Genomic DNA, 16,989 nt, shown 5'->3' with positions numbered 1-16,989 from the left:
CTACCTACTTACATTATAGCAATATAATTCGTCATATTATAAACAAACTCCTCTAATTTTTGGTAAATTATAGAGGTTTTTTTTCTGGTATCCCAGCTTTTCTCGGATAAATTGTTGGTGTTTTTCTTATTTTTTTTATATAAATAACCGCTCTAACATCATTTAATTCAGGCAATTTTATTGGTATAACTTTTTCTATTTTTCCACCCAATATTTCTATTGATCGTTTCGCTTCATCGACTTCTGCAAGATATTGCGCGCCTTTAAGTGATACAAAATAGCCGCCTATCTTTACAAACGGCATGCAAAGTTCTGACAATATGTTTAGTCGGGCAACTGCACGTGATACTGCAACGTCATAACACTCGCGATATTGCTTCTCTCTGGCACCTTCTTCTGCCCGGCTATGAATCACATCAATATTTGTTAAATGCAGTGTATCAGCAACTGTAGAGAGGAACTTAACCCGTTTATTTAAAGAATCAAGTAAGGTTAGATGCATATGATCGCGAAATATTTTCAATGGCAGCCCAGGGAAGCCGGCGCCAGTCCCCACATCGATAACAGAACAGCCTGTAAAAAATATCTTTTCATCAAAACAGCTGAGTGAATCTATCATATGTTTAATCGCAACTTGTCGTTCTTCAGTAATCGCAGTTAAATTTATTTTCTGGTTCCACTCAATTAAAAGCTGATAATAAGTCGCATATGAATCTAACTGCTCCTGCGTTAATTCGATAGGATATGCACGCGCAATTTCTCTAAGATGATCTGCAAATGTCATGCTTTATTTTCCTTTCTACGGCTCTCTTGCTCTAAATATACAATTAGGATTGAGATATCCGCAGGCGACACTCCAGAAATTCGGCTGGCCTGCCCAATGGAACGAGGTTTTATTTCTGTAAGTTTTTGCCGTGCTTCACCTGGCAGGCTAGGCACCGTCTCATAATCAATGTCGGCAGGAATCATCTTCTGTTCCAATTTTTCATAACGTTCAACTTGTTCAACTTGCTTTTTTATATAACCTTCATAGCGTACAATAATTTCAACTTGTTTGCGTACTTCAGATGTTGTCTCCGGTAAATCAAATTGACTCCGAAGTAATTCATATTCCATTCCTGTACGTTTTAATAGATCATACAGCGTAGTTCCCGTTCTAATATCACTCGTATGAATTGCAGCAAGTTTTTCTTGTGTAGCCGGTGTCGGCGTAATCATTGTTTCGGTTAAAATTTTCAGGGTATTTTCAATACTTTCTTTTTTTTCTTTAAACCGGGTATAGCGATCTTCTGTTACCAAACCGACATCATACCCTTTTTGCGTTAAGCGTAAATCCGCATTGTCTTGTCTTAACAGAAGACGATACTCTGCGCGAGAAGTCATAATTCGATAAGGTTCATTTGTCCCTTTAGTCACTAAATCATCAATTAGCACACCAATATACGCATCAGATCTTGATAAAATAAAAGGCTCTTTTTCTTTTACGCTTAATGCTGCATTTATTCCGGCGATTAACCCTTGTGCAGCAGCTTCTTCATATCCAGAAGTTCCATTTGCTTGCCCAGCTGAGAATAACCCTTGTATGGATTTAAATTCAAGAGATGCTTTTAGTTGGACTGGATCTACACAATCATATTCTATCGCATAACCAGGACGCATGATTTTAACATTTTCTAATCCTGGAATCGTTCTTAAAAATTCATATTGCACATCAATTGGTAAACTAGTAGACATTCCTTGCACATACATTTCATTCGTATTCAATCCTTCAGGCTCAACAAATAATTGATGGGATGTTTTTTCTGCAAATCGAACGATTTTAGTTTCAATTGCCGGACAATACCTAGGGCCAGTCCCTTCAATTGCCCCTGAATACATGGGTGCTCGATGTAGATTTTTACGAATGATATCATGCGTTTGTTCATTTGTATACGTCAGCCAGCACGGCACTTGTTGTCGCGTTTTTATATCACTCATAAAAGAAAAATTATGCATTTCATCGTCGCCAGGCTGTATCATCATTTTTTCGTAATTCAGTGAACGTCCGTCTACTCTAGCCGGAGTTCCCGTCTTAAAGCGCATCAGTCTTATCCCTGCTTCACGAAGTGAATCTGATAATTTTTCTGCCGCTCGTTGCCCATTTGGACCACCGGAATAAGCATTTTCACCAATTACAATTTTTCCTTTTAAATACGTACCCGATGCTAAAATCGCACATTTACAATGATAAATCTCTCCCGTTTCAATCTCAACGCCTCTGATTTGACCATCTTCAATGATAATTTTTTCTATCAGCAGCTGTTTTACGTCAAGATTTTCTTGGTTCTCACAAGTTTCTTTCATTGTGAACTGATAAAGTTTTTTATCTGCTTGCGCACGCATCGCATGCACAGCAGGCCCCTTCCCCGTATTGAGCATTCTAAATTGGATACAAGTCTTATCACTATTAATACCCATTTCGCCGCCTAAAGCATCAATTTCGCAAACTAAATGCCCCTTCGCCGGACCACCAACCGAAGGATTGCATGGCATCATTGCAATATTATCCATATTTAAAGTTGCAAGCATTGTTTTACAGCCCATGCGAGCTGAAGCAAGTGCTGCTTCTACACCAGCGTGTCCAGCACCAATAACAATTACATCATATTCTTCAGCAACAAACAAAACAAACATCTCCCTATTTTCTAACTACATTCTATCGACCAGAATTTTAGCCTATTACTCTATTTTCCTATACAAAATTGGCTAAAAATTTGATCGATAATATCTTCACCAACTGTATCTCCCGTAATTTCACCAAGTGTTTCCCAGGCAGCCCGTAAATCAATCACAATAAAATCCGGTGACATTCCATGATCAATTGTTGTCAATACTTCTTGTAAATGCTGATCAGCCAGTCTTAATATTTCTGCCTGTCTAACATTATTTACAAATGCCCCTTCCCCTTGCTGCACTTGTCCACAATAAACCATATCAATGACTGCTTTCTCTAATTCATCTAAGCCAGTCCCAGATACAGTAGATATTTTTATAAGTTTATGATTTGGTAATTTATTCTTAATAGAATCCATATCTAAGGTCGCCTTAAGATCACTTTTATTTAATAATACAATTGCCTGACGATTTCCAATCATAGATAAAATTTCTTCATCTTCTGCAGATAAAGAACGAGCCATATCCAACAAAACTAAAATTAAATCTGCTCTCTTTATATAATCACGCGATTTTTCCACGCCAATTTTTTCAACAACATCTTCTGTTTCACGAATTCCTGCCGTATCAATAATTTTTAATGGAATTCCGCCAAAATTTGCATATTCTTCAATACTATCACGTGTCGTTCCCGGAACATCCGTTACGATAGCACGACTTTCACGTAGTATAGCATTCAATAAACTGGATTTACCAACATTTGGTTTGCCAATAATCGCTGTTTCTAGACCTTCCCGCAGAACCCGACCGGTTTTCGCTGTTGCAAGCAGTTTTTCAAGATCTTCTTTAAGATGAGAGACTTCATCCCGCACTTCATCTGTCGCAATTTCGTCAATATCATCCTCTGGAAAATCAATCGCTGCTTCTAAATGTGCAATCATTCTTAGAATTTCATAACGATACTCGCGAATTTTTTCGGAAAATTCACCTGAAAGATGTCCAACTGCCATCCTAAGTGATGCATCTGTTTTAGAGCGAATTACATCAATTACAGCCTGTGCTTGTGATAAGTCGAGGCGTCCATTTAAAAAGGCACGCTTTGTAAATTCTCCCGGTTCAGCAAGTCGTGCTCCTTCACGCAGTGTAAGACTAAGTACATTGCGGAGCGGAGTTGCACCACCATGACAATGTAGTTCAACAACATCTTCACAGGTGTAAGAATGTGGTCCATGCATTGTCAGCAGCAACGCTTCATCGATAACACAATCATTTTTTTTATCAACGATCTTTCCGTAGGTAACACGATGCGTAGAAATTTCCTCGACGTTTTGCTTATTTTTAGGAACAAAAATATTGTTTGCTATTTCAAATGCTTTATCACCACTTAGTCGAACAATCCCAATTCCACCTTCACCGACTGAAGTAGCAATTGCACTAATTGTTTGCGTATGCATCCGCATAATATGAAAAACCTCCAGCAATTTATAATATTCAAAAACCCAGTAATATTCATTACTGGGTTTTATTCTTTATCTCTTTACCGTTTTAATGTAATAACAACCTTACGATATGGTTCTTCTCCATCACTATACGTAAGAATCTTAGGATCTTCTTGCAATGCAGTATGAATAACTTTTCTTTCATGACGGCTCATCGGTTCTAAAACAATTTTATCACCGAAACGTTTTACCTTATCCGCCAGACGATTTGCTAAACGACATAAAGTTTCCTGACGTCTCTTTCTATAATTTTCAACGTCAAGAATAATTCTTACTTTAGCTTCACTCATATCTTGATTTGCTGCAAGATTTGTTAAGTATTGTAATGCATCCAATGTTTGTCCATGCTTACCAATTAAGATTCCCAGATCTTCACCCTGTAAGTCAAAAACATATCCATTTTCATTTTCAATTTTTTTTATCAAAACCGCGATCTTCATCGATTTAAAGAGATCTTCTAAAAATTGAATCGCAATTTCAACCGGAGGGAGTTTTTTTAAAGATACTTTAATTTTAGCAGGTTTAGATCCAATTAATCCCAAAAACCCTTTGCTAGGCATATCAATAACCTCATATGCAACACGATCTTCGCTTACATTGAATTCCATTAATGCCGCTGCTAGAGCTTCTTCAATAGTCTTACCAGTTTTTTCAACTACAGTAAGCATATTAAGCAGCCTCCCCTTTTAATTTATCATCGGAACGATACATCCACCACTGTTGTAGAATTTGCATAATATTGCTCACTACCCAGTATAATACCAATCCTGATGGAAAAGTTAAACTAATCCATCCAATAAACAATGGCATGAATATCATCATCATTTTCGTTTGTTGCGTCACTTCTACAGTTGTTTGTTTCTGTTGTATATACGTAGTCAATGCAGATACAACCGGTAAAATATAATATGGATCGGCCTGTGAAAGATTTGTTACCCAAAAAAAAGTTGGCGATCCTTCATAAACATAATCACGAATTGCGTAAAATATTCCAATCAAAATTGGCATTTGGGCGATAAGCGGTAAACATCCTGCCAGAGGATTGACACCGGCTTTGCTATATAAGGAAGCCATTTCTTTCTGTAATTCTGCGGGTTTATTTTTATATTTTTCTTGTAATTTTTTCATTTCAGGCTGCATTTCCTGCATAGCCTTCATTGATTTTACCTGTTTTACCGTTAATGGATAAAGAAGCATTTTGATTACGATTGTCATTAAGATAATCGCTACACCATAATTTGCATATCCGAGCGTATCACTTAAGTTATAAAAAATCGTTAAAAAACTTTGCAAATAACCGATAAAGGCGTTAAATAAATCCACTAAATTTTCACATCCTCGAACATATTTATCTCTATAAAACCATTTATATCTATTTCACAGGATCATAACCGCCTGGATGAAAGGGATGACACTTTAAAATGCGTTTTAGTGTCAAATAAAATCCACGGAACACCCCATATTTTTCGAAAGCAATTAATGCGTACTCCGAACAAGTTGGAACAAAGCGACAAGTAGGCGGTTTTAACGGTGATAAAAATATACGATAAAATTTTATCAATAAAATAAAAAATTTTTTCATTTAATCGCCGCCTATTCGTCAAAAATATGAGCTCTCGTGCATAAATCTCCAAAAGCTTTATCAACAACTTTGTAATTTACTCCAACCATTGGTTTTCGTCCAACTAAGAGTAAGCTCAAACCACGCTTCAATCGATGTTGATTGAGTCGATAAGTTTCACGAAGAAGTCTTTTTACTCGATTTCTAACTACAGCATTTCCCAGCCGTTTACCTGCTGCAAAGCCAACTTTTCTTTCCAGCTCGCAGTTTGATAAGACATAAAGAACCATCATACGATTCGAATAGGACTTACCGTATCGATAAACACCTTGAAATTGTTTGTTTTTACGCAGTATATTCTGCTTGGGTAATTTATACATCATTTGTTTAACCATCCTGCTATATGGAAAAAATAGGTCACCTGAGTGACCTACTAAGCAGACAATTTACTTCTGCCTTTAGCGCGTCTTCTTTTTAAAACAAGACGACCACCTCTGGTCTTCATGCGTTCACGGAAGCCATGCGTTCTTTTTCTCCATAGTGTATTTGGTTGAAAAGTACGTTTCATATTTACAACACCTCCTTGCCACAATACGAAAGCATTCTCGGTCAAAATAATCAATTTTAACTATAAAAATTATAGACTAGCAATGCCTTAGTGTCAAGATTTTTGCACACTTTGCTTTAGTATCCGTTCATAACTTTGTGGATATTTATTGTAATTTTATGCCGTTTTCTATAAAAACATGTTGATAACTTACACTCCTTTTGATAATATAAAGTTAGTTACTTATCCACAATTCACACAAATTTATTATGTTTTGTGAATAAAATGCAACCTTATTAACAGAATACATAGCTTATGCACAGTTTTATCCACATGAGCACGTAAACTGACAAATATAGATAATACAAATATTCGGCAAATTTTATTTTACCGATTTTGTATTTTTTTTCGTCTTTTTTTACTTTTCCCCCAAAAAGATATTCACAGTTGTGAATAAAACTGTGGATAATTTATAAAGATGTTAATAAATTATGTTTATATTTTCTTTTGAGAAAGGATTTTCTTCATGGATACAACACAATTACAAGCCACTTGGGAGCAAATTCTAAGCAAATTAGAATTGTCTTTATCAAAACTCACTTGTGACACCTGGCTAAAACCAGTTATACCTATTTCTTTAACAGATACGACGATTGAACTCGGCACGCCGAAAAAATTCATGAAAGAATGGATCGAATCTCGTTATATTCCTTTTATTGTAGATGCCGGTTACGAAGTTACCAACAAACATCTTACTGTCGTCATTACAAACCTAGATCTTGATAATGATATAAATACGTCTGTACCAGAAGCGCCAATTCCCCAAACTCGACCTGTAAATACTTCCAACACACAATCCATTCAAACTTCTTTAATTGACGAAGAAACTCCGCAAATCAATCAAAAATCAATGGATTTTAAAACACAGGCTCCATTAATTCTAGAAGATTCACTCTCTTTGAATCCTAAATACGTTTTTGAAACATTTGTCACTGGTAACTCCAATCGTTTTGCACACGCAGCAGCCCTTGCTGTAGCCGAATCACCGGCACAAGTCTACAATCCTTTTTTTATGTACGGCGGTGTTGGCCTAGGTAAAACGCATTTAATGCACGCAATCGGGCATCGTATTTTGAAAAATCATCCGAATCTTCGTGTTTTATATATTTCGAGTGAGAAATTCACCAATGAATTAATCAATTCAATTCGTGATGGGAATCCAGAAAGTTTCCGGCAAAAATATCGTAATATTGATGTTCTACTTGTGGATGATATTCAATTTCTATCTAAGAAAGAGCATACCCAAGAAGAATTTTTCCATACGTTTAATACATTACATGAAGCAAATAAACAGATTATTATTTCCAGCGATCGTCCTCCCCGTGAAATACAAACCCTTGAAGATCGTCTGCGATCCCGCTTTGAATGGGGATTGATCACAGATATTCAAGCACCGGATCTTGAAACACGTATTGCAATTTTACGAAAAAAGGCATTATTGGAAAATCTCAATGTTCCCAATGACGTTATGGTTTATATTGCCAGCCGAATTGACAACAATATTCGAGAGCTCGAAGGTGCTTTGATCCGTGTAATGGCATATGCTTCACTGACAAATCAAGTGGTAAATAATGAATTGGCCACAGAAGCATTGAAGGACGTCTTTCCAACAAGCAAAACAAAACAAATTACTTTAGAGCTGATACAAGAGATCGTATCTTCTTATTTTAAAATAAAAGTAGAAGAGCTTTTAGTCAAAAAAAGAACACGCAACCTTGCTTTTCCGCGCCAAATTGCAATGTATTTATGTCGCGAGCTTACAGATACCTCGCTGCCTCGAATTGGTGAAATGTTTGGCGGCCGTGATCATACCACAGTTATTCACGCACATGACAAAATCAGCCGTGAGCGTAATGAAGATATGAAACTAAATAATACAATCAAAGAACTTATTAAGAGAATTGAAAGTATGTAGTGTATAACTCTGTTTATAACTCGTCGAATTTACTGTAGATTTTTTGTGGGTAACTTTTTATGCAGATTTTTGTGTGAATATGTGGATAACTGTCAATCCTTTTATCTACATTTTATTAACACAGTCTGCTGTTGATAAATCAGCACTATATAAAGTTATCAACATATCTACAGCCCCTACGACTAATACGACTATTTTTTATATTATATAAGCAAAATAGTCATAATATACTCAAGGAGGACTTTTAATGAAATTTTCCTGTAAAAAAGAACAACTTGTACATGCTGTACAAATTGTTCAAAAAGCGGTATCAAGCAAACCGCAAATGCCCATATTATCAGGTATTTATTTGAATGCACTAGACAACACACTAGAATTACAAGCAACAGATTACGAATTAGGAATTAGTTGTAAAATAGATGCACAGATCAGTGAACCAGGTGCTATTGTTCTATCGGGTCGTTATTTTCAAGAAGTTGTCCGCAGATTACCTGGGGATATGGTAGAGATTGTAACAAATCGAGAAGATCATACGATCAAAATTACTTCTAATACGGCACAATTTAATTTATTGAGTTTGCCTGCATCAGAATTTCCTGTCTTGCACCCGCTGGAAGGAACAACCACTTTTAAAATTAGAGACAATGTATTAAGAGAATTAATCAAGAAAACAGTGTTTGCTTGTTCCCAAGATGAGGCAAGACCTGTTTTTACTGGTGGATTACTAGAAGTAAGTAATAGTGATGTACTTATGGTGGCTACAAATACGCATAGATTATCTGTGAAAAAAGAGTATTTAGATTCATTTAGCGGCGCAATAAAAATTATTATTCCGTCTAAAATATTGAATGAGTTAGCTCGCATTATGGTATCAGAAGTTCCGTCTGATGTTACTATCCATTGTACGCGTAATCAGATTAGTTTCATGATTGATAATGTTTACATAATATCGAGATTGATCGAAGGACAATTCCCGGATTATAAGCGCGTTATTCCTGAAAATTTTTCCACGGAAATTCTTTTGAATACGGATGATTTTTTATCTGCTGTAGAACGTGTTTCTTTAATTTCACGTGCAGGAGATTATAATGTAATTCGCTTATCCTTTAGTCAAGATTCTGTAGTTATTACTTCAAACAATCCTGATATTGGTAAAGCAGAAGAGTCTGTAAATGTTTCCTTGTCTGGGAATGAACTCGATATTGCGTTTAATGCGAAATACGTAACAGATATCCTCAAAAACATTGATAGTGAAAAGATTTATTTTTCATTAAATACCCCATTAAGTCCAGCTAGTATCAGACCTCTTGATGATGATACTTACAACTATATCATTACGCCAGTTCGAACCAGTTAAAATATGTTTATAGAGGTAACGAAATGGAAACAATAGAAATTAACAGTGAAGTAATTCAGCTCGATCAATTATTAAAATGGGCTGGAATTGTAGATTCAGGCGGACAAGTAAAAGGCATGATTGAAGAAAAAATCATAAAATTGAATGGTGTTTTCGTCACAGAAAGAAGAAAAAAAATATATCCTGGAGATACGATTGAGATTTTAGAATCTGGAATTTGGCAAGTGATAAAAAGTCAAGGTGAATAGGCGATGCGGGTAAAAAAAATTAGTTTACATAATTATAGAAATTACACTGCATTATCCTTGTCTTTTTCACAGAATTTAAATATTTTTATAGGACAAAATGCCCAGGGAAAAACAAATATTATTGAAGCAATCTATTTTGCAGCAATCGGACATTCGCACCGCAGCAGTGTTGAACATGATGTGATTCGGTGGGAACAAAATCAAGCTAGAATCGGTCTTGTTTTTGATCGAATGCTGATTGAAAATGAATTGGTATTTCATTTTTATGCGGATAAAAATAAAGAAGTTTTATATAATAGCCACCCAATTAAACAAAAAGATTTAATTGGCTTATTTAATGTCGTTCTTTTTTCTCCGGAGGATTTATCGTTAATTAAAGGTGCCCCGGCGGGGCGGAGGCGATTTTTAGATCTTGAAATTTCTCAAGCAAGCCCTATTTACTATAAACAATTAATAAAATATAACCGAATTATTGCCCAGCGAAACATGCTTCTAAAAAAGATCAAGGAAAGAAAGAGCAGCAAAGATTTATTGGAAAGCTGGGACGAACAATTTTCTGCAATTGCCGCAGAAGTTGTTTTAAAAAGAATCAATGCAATTAAGAAATTAAATATGCTTGCAAATTTAATGCATCGTAAAATTTCGAAAAATAAGGAAAATTTGGAAGTTGATTATAAAATTTCAGGACTTGAAGATGCGATAGTTCCGGAAAATTTAATTACATGGTATAATAGTAAATTAAGTGAATCTCGTGAATTAGATATCATACGTGGTAGTACGAGTATAGGACCGCATCGGGATGATATCATTTTAAAAGTAAATAATATAAACTTACGATCCTTTGGTTCGCAAGGACAACAACGTACAGGTGTATTAGCTCTTAAACTTGCTGAATTAGAATTTATTAAATCAGAAACGGGTGAATACCCTGTTTTGTTATTAGATGATGTTATGAGCGAACTCGATGCAAATCGGCGGGAGCAGCTATTATTATTTATCAGAGATAAAATTCAAACTTTTATTACAGCTACTGATCATACTTATTTTCCTAAAGAAATTGATGGAAAATACTATCGTGTTGAGGCTGGTAAAGTAGTGGAGTGATTTTTTTGGAGAAAATAAAAGAAATACTCCCCAAAATGGTTACTGGTTTAGGTATCCATAAAAAATATAAAGCACAAATGGCAATTTTTCACTGGGAAGAGATTGTCGGTAAAGATATTGCTGCGCAGTCTTCACCGATTCAAATTGAATATGATGTGTTATTGCTTTCTGTAAACAATTCTGTATGGTGTCATCATTTATCAATGATGAAGGCTGATATTATTTTTAAGGTAAATCAATTCATTGGTGAACCTTTTGTTAAAGATATTCGTTTTCGTACACAATATGATAAAAATAAAAAAACTGCATTGAATGAAGAAAATGAAGACATAAATATAGGGAAAGAAATTAGAAAGATTCAATTAGATAGAAATGAAATACAATGTGCTAAAAAAATTGCACAAAATGTGTCGGAAGATAAACTGCAGATGCGAATTCAGAGAATTTATCAAAAGCATTTGGCTTTTAATAAATTTAAAAAAGCAAAAGAATGGCATAAATGTGAAAAATGTGATACACTTTGCCCTAGAGAAAATAAATATTGCAATGCTTGTAAACTCGCAATAAAGAAGAAGCGGCATGAGGATATTCGGAAGATATTATTAGAAGTTCCTTGGGTGACTTATGCTGAAGTAAATAAATATGTACCCTGTACAGCAGATGAATATATTGATGCAAAAATTACGTTGCTTCGAGTTTTTGCAGGTCATTTGAACAAAGAAGATAATGATATGGACATCATGATGCTGACGATGTTATTTACTGGAGCAAAACATGATGAAGTCAATGATAAATTGATTGATCAGACAATTGCTAAATTTAGGAGGAAATATTAATGTTTCTACATTTAGGATCTGATATTGTAGTAGCACTTGATGATATTATATCGATTAATGATTATAAGAGCTTTCGATCCGTTGTAAATCGCGAATTTATAAAAAAAACGAAAACGAAAAATACGATTGTAGATATATCAGAAAATGATCCAAAATCCTTTGTAGTAACAAAATCAAAAGTCTATTTATCAGCCATTTCGTCATTAACATTGAAAAAGAGAGCTGATAATTTATTTTATAATGAAGATTAATTGCAGAGTTTCAGTAAGATCATTGGTTAGTAGATCAAGGAGGTTAATATGGAAAATAATGAAGAAACCACAACCGTAAATGGTGATTATGGTGCGGATCAGATCCAAATATTAGAGGGGTTAGAAGCTGTTCGTAAACGTCCTGGAATGTATATTGGTAGTACATCTAGTAAAGGTTTACATCATTTGGTATATGAAGTAGTTGATAATAGTATTGATGAAGCTTTAGCAGGATATTGCAGTCATATCGAAGTTACGATTCATCAAGATAATAGTATAACTGTTATCGATGATGGTCGCGGTATTCCAGTTGATATGCATGACAGTGGTAAACCAGCAATTGAAGTTGTACTTACAGTTCTACATGCCGGCGGTAAATTTGGCGGTGAAGGTTATAAAGTATCCGGTGGCTTACATGGTGTTGGTGTATCCGTTGTAAATGCTTTGAGTACATCTCTTGAGGTTGAGGTTAAAAGAGATGGAAAAATACATAAAATTGTTTTTGAGCGTGGTATAACAAAAAGCCCATTGCAAGTAATCGGTACGACGGAAGAAAATGGAACAAAAGTACATTTTAAACCAGATACTGAAATTTTTGAGGATATTGTATATAGTTTTGAGGTTTTAAAACATCGTCTTAGAGAATTGTCATTCTTGAATCAAGGAATTAAAATTACTTTGAGTGATGAACGTGATGAAAATAAGGAAGTCTTCCACTTTGAGGGCGGAATTCGATCTTTTGTTGAACATTTAAATAGTGCAAAGGAAACGATTCATCCAGAACCGATCTATTTTTCGGGGACAAAAGATACGACGGTTGTTGAGATTGCAATGCAATATAATACCAGCTATTCTGAAAATATTTATAGTTTTGTTAATAATATCAATACAGAAGAAGGCGGCACGCATCTTGCCGGTTTTAAGATTGCTTTGACGCGTGCTGCAAATGATTTTGCGCGTAAAGCAAACGTACTAAAAGCTTCTGAAGATAATTTAACTGGGGAAGATATTCGCGAAGGTTTAACCTGTGTAATTAGTTTGAAAATTCGTGAACCACAGTTTGAAGGTCAGACCAAAACAAAATTGGGGAATAGTGAAGTTCGTGGAATTGTAGATTCTATTGTCAGTGAAGGCTTAACAGAGTTTTTTGAAGAAAATCCAGCGATTACGAAGAAAATTCTTGAAAAATCATTGATGGCATCGCGCGCAAGAGAAGCAGCACGTAAAGCACGTGAATTGACACGTCGTAAAAATGCATTGGAAGTAAGTTCTTTACCAGGAAAACTTGCGGATTGCTCAATTAAGGATCCGATGCAGACTGAAATTTATCTTGTAGAAGGTGATTCTGCAGGGGGGTCTGCAAAACAAGGCCGCGATCGTCGTTTTCAGGCGATTTTGCCATTGCGCGGTAAAATTTTAAATGTAGAAAAGGCACGTTTAGATAGAATCTTAAATAATGATGAAATTAGAACGATGATCACTGCGTTTGGGAATGGAATCGCCGACGAATTTGATTTAGATAAGAGTCGTTACGGTAAAATTATCATCATGACAGATGCCGATGTTGATGGTGCACATATTAGAACTTTATTGCTTACCTTCTTCTATCGCTATATGAAACCTTTAATTGAGGCTGGTCGGATTTATATTGCACAGCCGCCTTTATATCTAGTGAAGAAGGGTCGTGAACATTGGTACATGTACAGTGATGAGGAAATGAATACCTTATTAAATCGTATCGGTCGTGATGGAATCAGTGTACAGCGCTATAAAGGTTTAGGTGAAATGAATCCTGAACAATTATGGGAGACTACGATGAATCCAGAAGGCAGAACGATCTTACAGGTTCATTTAGAAGATGCTGTAGAGGCAGATAGTATTTTCTCTGTTTTAATGGGAGATAAAGTTGAACCTAGACGAAACTTTATTGAAGAACATGCAAAACATGTACGGAATTTAGATATTTAATTTAGATTCTTTTACAATTACGATATATTTATTGCTATTTTATAGTGATTATGTAAATTATATTGACAAGCTATAGGTTTAATGGTACTATAAATGCAAGATAGACTAGTGAATCAATTCTAGTTTTATACAAGGGGAGTAGCTGTACGGTAGTATCGTCAATACGGGTTAAAACTCCGGTACTACTGGCAATGTATTTTGCAAGCCAGACCTTGTCTCAATCATTGTGAATGAGACAAGGTCTTTTTGTTCTTTAGGTTGAGAAAAGAGGCGATCAGAAATTTGGAATGGTTTATAGCTTTGGGGAGTATTTTATTATTAGATCTGATATTAAGTGGTGATAATGCGATTTTAATCGCGCTTGCCTGCAAAAATTTACCGCTGGAACAGCGTAAAAAGGCAATGTTTATTGGATGTTTTGGTGCAGTTTTTATTCGGGTTTGTTTGACTTTGTTTGCAACAAGTTTATTATCTATTGATTATTTGCAATTTTTAGGTGGTCTGACACTATTATATATTGCAATAAATCTATTGATCAATCATAGTGAAGATGAAAGTTTAGATCGTAAACCAGTCACTTTGATGGCTGCGATTAAAACAATTTTGATTGCCGATTTAATTATGAGTCTGGATAATATTTTATCCTTAGCTGGCGTTGCTCAAACGGTTGGAAGTGGAAAGTGGAGTCTGATTATTTGTGGTCTGTTAGCAAGCATTCCGCTTGTCTTATGGGGATCTCAGTTGTTCTTAACATTGATGAGTAAATTTTCTGCTATCGTTTATGTTGGCGCAGGAATTTTAGCTTTTACAGCAGGAAAATTGGTAGTCATGGATCAAGCCATTGGAAAGTATCTCATTCATTTTTCAGGTTATATTGAAGGTTTATTTGTAATACTAGTTTTAACGATTGGTTATATAAAAAATAAACCGTATCATCAAACAGATCATTAATTTGTATTTTATGAGGAGGATTTTTATGAATACGTTTAAAACAACCATACTGTTAGCCTTGCTTACAGGTGTGTTGGTTGCAGTTGGGGGCGCAGTTGGGGGCCAATCGGGTGCAACAATTATGTTGATTATATCATTTGGTATGAATTTCTTTAGCTATTGGTATAGTGATTCTATTGTGTTAAAAATGTATGATGCGCGTCCTGTAAGTGATACACAGGCACCAGATTTATATAATATGGTGAAAGGTCTCGCAGCGAATGCGGGATTGCCAATGCCGCGGGTATATATTATCGATACGGATGTACCAAATGCATTTGCCACAGGTCGTAATCCTGCAAATGGTGTTGTTGCTGTGACAACTGGAATTATGCGTACATTGCAGTATGAGGAATTACAAGGTGTTGTTGCGCACGAATTGGCGCATATTAAAAATCGTGATACTTTAATTAGTACCGTTGTTGCTTCTATTGCTGGTGTTATCTCATGGATTGGTTCTATGGCACAATGGGCTGCGATTTTTGGCAGCGGTCGTTCTGATGAAGATGATAACGGCGGTATTGCAGGTTTATTGTTTACGATTATTATTGCTCCGCTTACAGCGACTTTGATTCAAATGGGAATTTCAAGATCTCGTGAATACGAGGCAGATGAATCAGGCGGTAAGATTTGTGGAAACCCATTAGCACTTGCGAGCGCTTTACAGAAAATTGAACATTACGCAAAGCATGCGGTTATGCAACAGGCTACACCAGCTACATCGCATATGTTCATTATTAATCCATTAAGTGGTGCTACAAAATCAATGATGAGTTTGTTTAGTACACATCCAGAAACTGCAAAGCGTGTAGCTAAATTAGAAGAACAAGCGAAAAGGGCTTAAAAAAATCCCGAATATCAAAATTTGATATTCGGGATTTTCATTTATCTACGTGCTAATAAACCCATCAGAGCTAGAATTTGATTAATTGTAATGGTTATATTGCCGGTGTTTTTAACGACATGATTGGTAATTTTCCAAGTCTCCAATTCACCATTCGTTTCTGTGTATTCAAGCTGCTTTTTTATTTGATCATTGTCTTCGTTCTGATTGAGCATTCGTTCAACCATGGTTACGTAATCTACCATAATATAAATAGATTCTAAACGATCACCTAAAAGTTTTTTTAGTTGTTTATAACCATTCTGTTCTACCATTACAGTATTAATCTTGCTTGCTTGCATTTTGGTTAATAATTCACTTTTTGTGATTCCGTAATAATCACCTTGATAGGTTACTTTTTCAACTAGATCGAGTTTTAAAAATTCTTCTTTATTTACAAAATAATATTCACGTCCATTTTTTTCATTTGAACGAGGTTTTCTTGTTGTATGACTTACAATTGATGGAATCCCTTGAATTTTTAATTTTGCAATGATTGTAGTTTTACCAGCAGCGTGTGGTCCAATTATGGCATATATCTTATTCATAGCAAATACTCCAATGCTCGTAATTTTATCAATAGCTAATACATAAACTTTATAATAAATCCTTTATTTTCGCAACTAGTTTCAGTTCAAAATTGAAATAACTGGACTAATTTCTTACTAAATTCATAGATATAAATTATTTAAATAAAATTAATAGTTATATAATTATAATTTTAAGTTATAATTACATAAATGTCAAAAAATTATAAATAAGAATCACAAATTTTTTTTTTTTACATAGCATGGAAATAAAGTTATGAAGGTGATCAATTTGGCAGTACCAAGTGATGTTCGGGATATTTTAGATGTATTTGTTATCTTAAATTTAGCTAGTATTGCAAACAATCAGCAGATTGTTAATGTACCACTCGGATTAGATGATTTTATTAACTCAGAGGTAGTTAACAATGTGAATCGAATTAATATTTCTTCGGATCTGAGGCAGCTGTTAGAGAATTATGTATTAGTAAATCAAGTAATAGAAGGAGTTCCTTTACTTTAATCTATCATATAAAAAACAACAGCGAGAGTTTTTCCGTTAAACTCTCGCTGCTGCCGCCTCTATACCCT

The 16,989-nt window shown here is 35.1% G+C and carries 19 protein-coding genes; 10 read left to right on the top strand and 9 right to left on the bottom strand.

Translation table 11 applies throughout. The features are described 5' to 3' along the window. Positions 1–67: 67 nt before the first annotated feature. The 8 genes from rsmG to rpmH all read right to left on the bottom strand — a co-directional run bounded on the left by rsmG (position 68) and on the right by rpmH (position 6,280). The gene (rsmG, locus tag BN6559_RS09940) at positions 68–784 is read right to left on the bottom strand and encodes a 16S rRNA (guanine(527)-N(7))-methyltransferase RsmG (RefSeq protein WP_110954566.1); all 717 of its coding nucleotides are present in this window, start codon (positions 782–784) and stop codon (positions 68–70) included. After that, positions 781–2,664, bottom strand: coding sequence for a tRNA uridine-5-carboxymethylaminomethyl(34) synthesis enzyme MnmG (gene mnmG, locus BN6559_RS09935; protein ID WP_110954565.1), 1,884 nt, complete (start codon positions 2,662–2,664; stop codon positions 781–783). Before mnmG ends, rsmG begins: the two co-directional genes overlap by 4 nt. 59 nt (positions 2,665–2,723) lie before the next feature. Beyond that, positions 2,724–4,106: a tRNA uridine-5-carboxymethylaminomethyl(34) synthesis GTPase MnmE gene (gene mnmE, locus BN6559_RS09930; protein WP_110956365.1), complete on the bottom strand. Its 1,383-nt coding sequence runs from the start codon at positions 4,104–4,106 to the stop codon at positions 2,724–2,726. Positions 4,107–4,189: 83 nt separating this feature from the next. After that, complete coding sequence (gene jag, locus BN6559_RS09925) at positions 4,190–4,819, bottom strand: RNA-binding cell elongation regulator Jag/EloR (protein WP_110954564.1); 630 nt, start codon at positions 4,817–4,819, stop codon at positions 4,190–4,192. 1 nt (position 4,820) lies between these two features. Continuing rightward, entirely contained in the window at positions 4,821–5,474 is a 654-nt protein-coding gene (locus BN6559_RS09920; protein ID WP_110954563.1) for a YidC/Oxa1 family membrane protein insertase, read from the bottom strand. 49 nt (positions 5,475–5,523) lie between these two features. Continuing rightward, on the bottom strand, positions 5,524–5,733 hold the full coding sequence (yidD, locus tag BN6559_RS09915) for a membrane protein insertion efficiency factor YidD (protein WP_110954562.1): 210 nt from the start codon (positions 5,731–5,733) through the stop codon (positions 5,524–5,526). A gap of 11 nt (positions 5,734–5,744) precedes the next feature. Beyond that, positions 5,745–6,095, bottom strand: coding sequence for a ribonuclease P protein component (gene rnpA, locus BN6559_RS09910; protein WP_110954561.1), 351 nt, complete (start codon positions 6,093–6,095; stop codon positions 5,745–5,747). A 50-nt stretch (positions 6,096–6,145) separates the two neighbouring features. Then, a complete protein-coding gene (gene rpmH / locus BN6559_RS09905) occupies positions 6,146–6,280 on the bottom strand; it encodes a 50S ribosomal protein L34 (RefSeq protein WP_110954560.1) in 135 nt (44 codons plus the stop codon). Positions 6,281–6,785: 505 nt separating this feature from the next. On the opposite strand from rpmH, the gene dnaA reads away from it, so the two are divergent. The 9 genes from dnaA to htpX all read left to right on the top strand — a co-directional run bounded on the left by dnaA (position 6,786) and on the right by htpX (position 15,832). Continuing rightward, positions 6,786–8,234: a chromosomal replication initiator protein DnaA gene (gene dnaA, locus BN6559_RS09900; protein ID WP_110954559.1), complete on the top strand. Its 1,449-nt coding sequence runs from the start codon at positions 6,786–6,788 to the stop codon at positions 8,232–8,234. A gap of 247 nt (positions 8,235–8,481) precedes the next feature. Beyond that, positions 8,482–9,591 (top strand): DNA polymerase III subunit beta, encoded by a 1,110-nt coding sequence (gene dnaN / locus BN6559_RS09895; protein ID WP_110954558.1) that lies wholly within the window; start codon positions 8,482–8,484, stop codon positions 9,589–9,591. A gap of 23 nt (positions 9,592–9,614) precedes the next feature. Beyond that, the gene (locus BN6559_RS09890; RefSeq protein ID WP_110954557.1) at positions 9,615–9,839 is read left to right on the top strand and encodes an RNA-binding S4 domain-containing protein; all 225 of its coding nucleotides are present in this window, start codon (positions 9,615–9,617) and stop codon (positions 9,837–9,839) included. 3 nt (positions 9,840–9,842) lie between these two features. Next, the gene (gene recF, locus BN6559_RS09885) at positions 9,843–10,943 is read left to right on the top strand and encodes a DNA replication/repair protein RecF (protein WP_110954556.1); all 1,101 of its coding nucleotides are present in this window, start codon (positions 9,843–9,845) and stop codon (positions 10,941–10,943) included. A gap of 5 nt (positions 10,944–10,948) precedes the next feature. Continuing rightward, positions 10,949–11,779: a DUF721 domain-containing protein gene (locus BN6559_RS09880; RefSeq protein ID WP_110954555.1), complete on the top strand. Its 831-nt coding sequence runs from the start codon at positions 10,949–10,951 to the stop codon at positions 11,777–11,779. Further along, on the top strand, positions 11,779–12,030 hold the full coding sequence (gene remB / locus BN6559_RS09875; protein WP_110954554.1) for an extracellular matrix regulator RemB: 252 nt from the start codon (positions 11,779–11,781) through the stop codon (positions 12,028–12,030). Before BN6559_RS09880 ends, remB begins: the two co-directional genes overlap by 1 nt. Positions 12,031–12,078: 48 nt before the next feature. After that, on the top strand, positions 12,079–13,998 hold the full coding sequence (gene gyrB / locus BN6559_RS09870) for a DNA topoisomerase (ATP-hydrolyzing) subunit B (protein ID WP_110954553.1): 1,920 nt from the start codon (positions 12,079–12,081) through the stop codon (positions 13,996–13,998). 282 nt (positions 13,999–14,280) lie between these two features. Further along, complete coding sequence (locus BN6559_RS09865) at positions 14,281–14,949, top strand: TerC family protein (RefSeq protein ID WP_199883908.1); 669 nt, start codon at positions 14,281–14,283, stop codon at positions 14,947–14,949. A gap of 25 nt (positions 14,950–14,974) precedes the next feature. Continuing rightward, positions 14,975–15,832, top strand: coding sequence for a zinc metalloprotease HtpX (gene htpX, locus BN6559_RS09860; protein WP_110954552.1), 858 nt, complete (start codon positions 14,975–14,977; stop codon positions 15,830–15,832). Positions 15,833–15,873: 41 nt separating this feature from the next. Here htpX and BN6559_RS09855 read toward each other — a convergent pair whose 3' ends face one another. Further along, on the bottom strand, positions 15,874–16,419 hold the full coding sequence (locus tag BN6559_RS09855) for a guanylate kinase (protein ID WP_110954551.1): 546 nt from the start codon (positions 16,417–16,419) through the stop codon (positions 15,874–15,876). A gap of 256 nt (positions 16,420–16,675) precedes the next feature. Here BN6559_RS09855 and BN6559_RS09850 point away from each other — a divergent pair, with 256 nt between their 5' ends. Next, positions 16,676–16,921 carry a hypothetical protein gene (locus BN6559_RS09850; RefSeq protein ID WP_110954550.1) on the top strand — a complete coding sequence of 82 codons (246 nt, stop codon included), beginning with the start codon at positions 16,676–16,678 and terminating at the stop codon, positions 16,919–16,921. Positions 16,922–16,989 lie beyond the last annotated feature (68 nt).

The sequence above is a fragment of the Massilibacillus massiliensis genome, assembly GCF_900086705.1.
Lineage (GTDB): Bacteria > Bacillota > Negativicutes > FLKF01 > FLKF01 > Massilibacillus > Massilibacillus massiliensis.
This window is presented reverse-complemented; position numbering and strand designations above follow the sequence as displayed.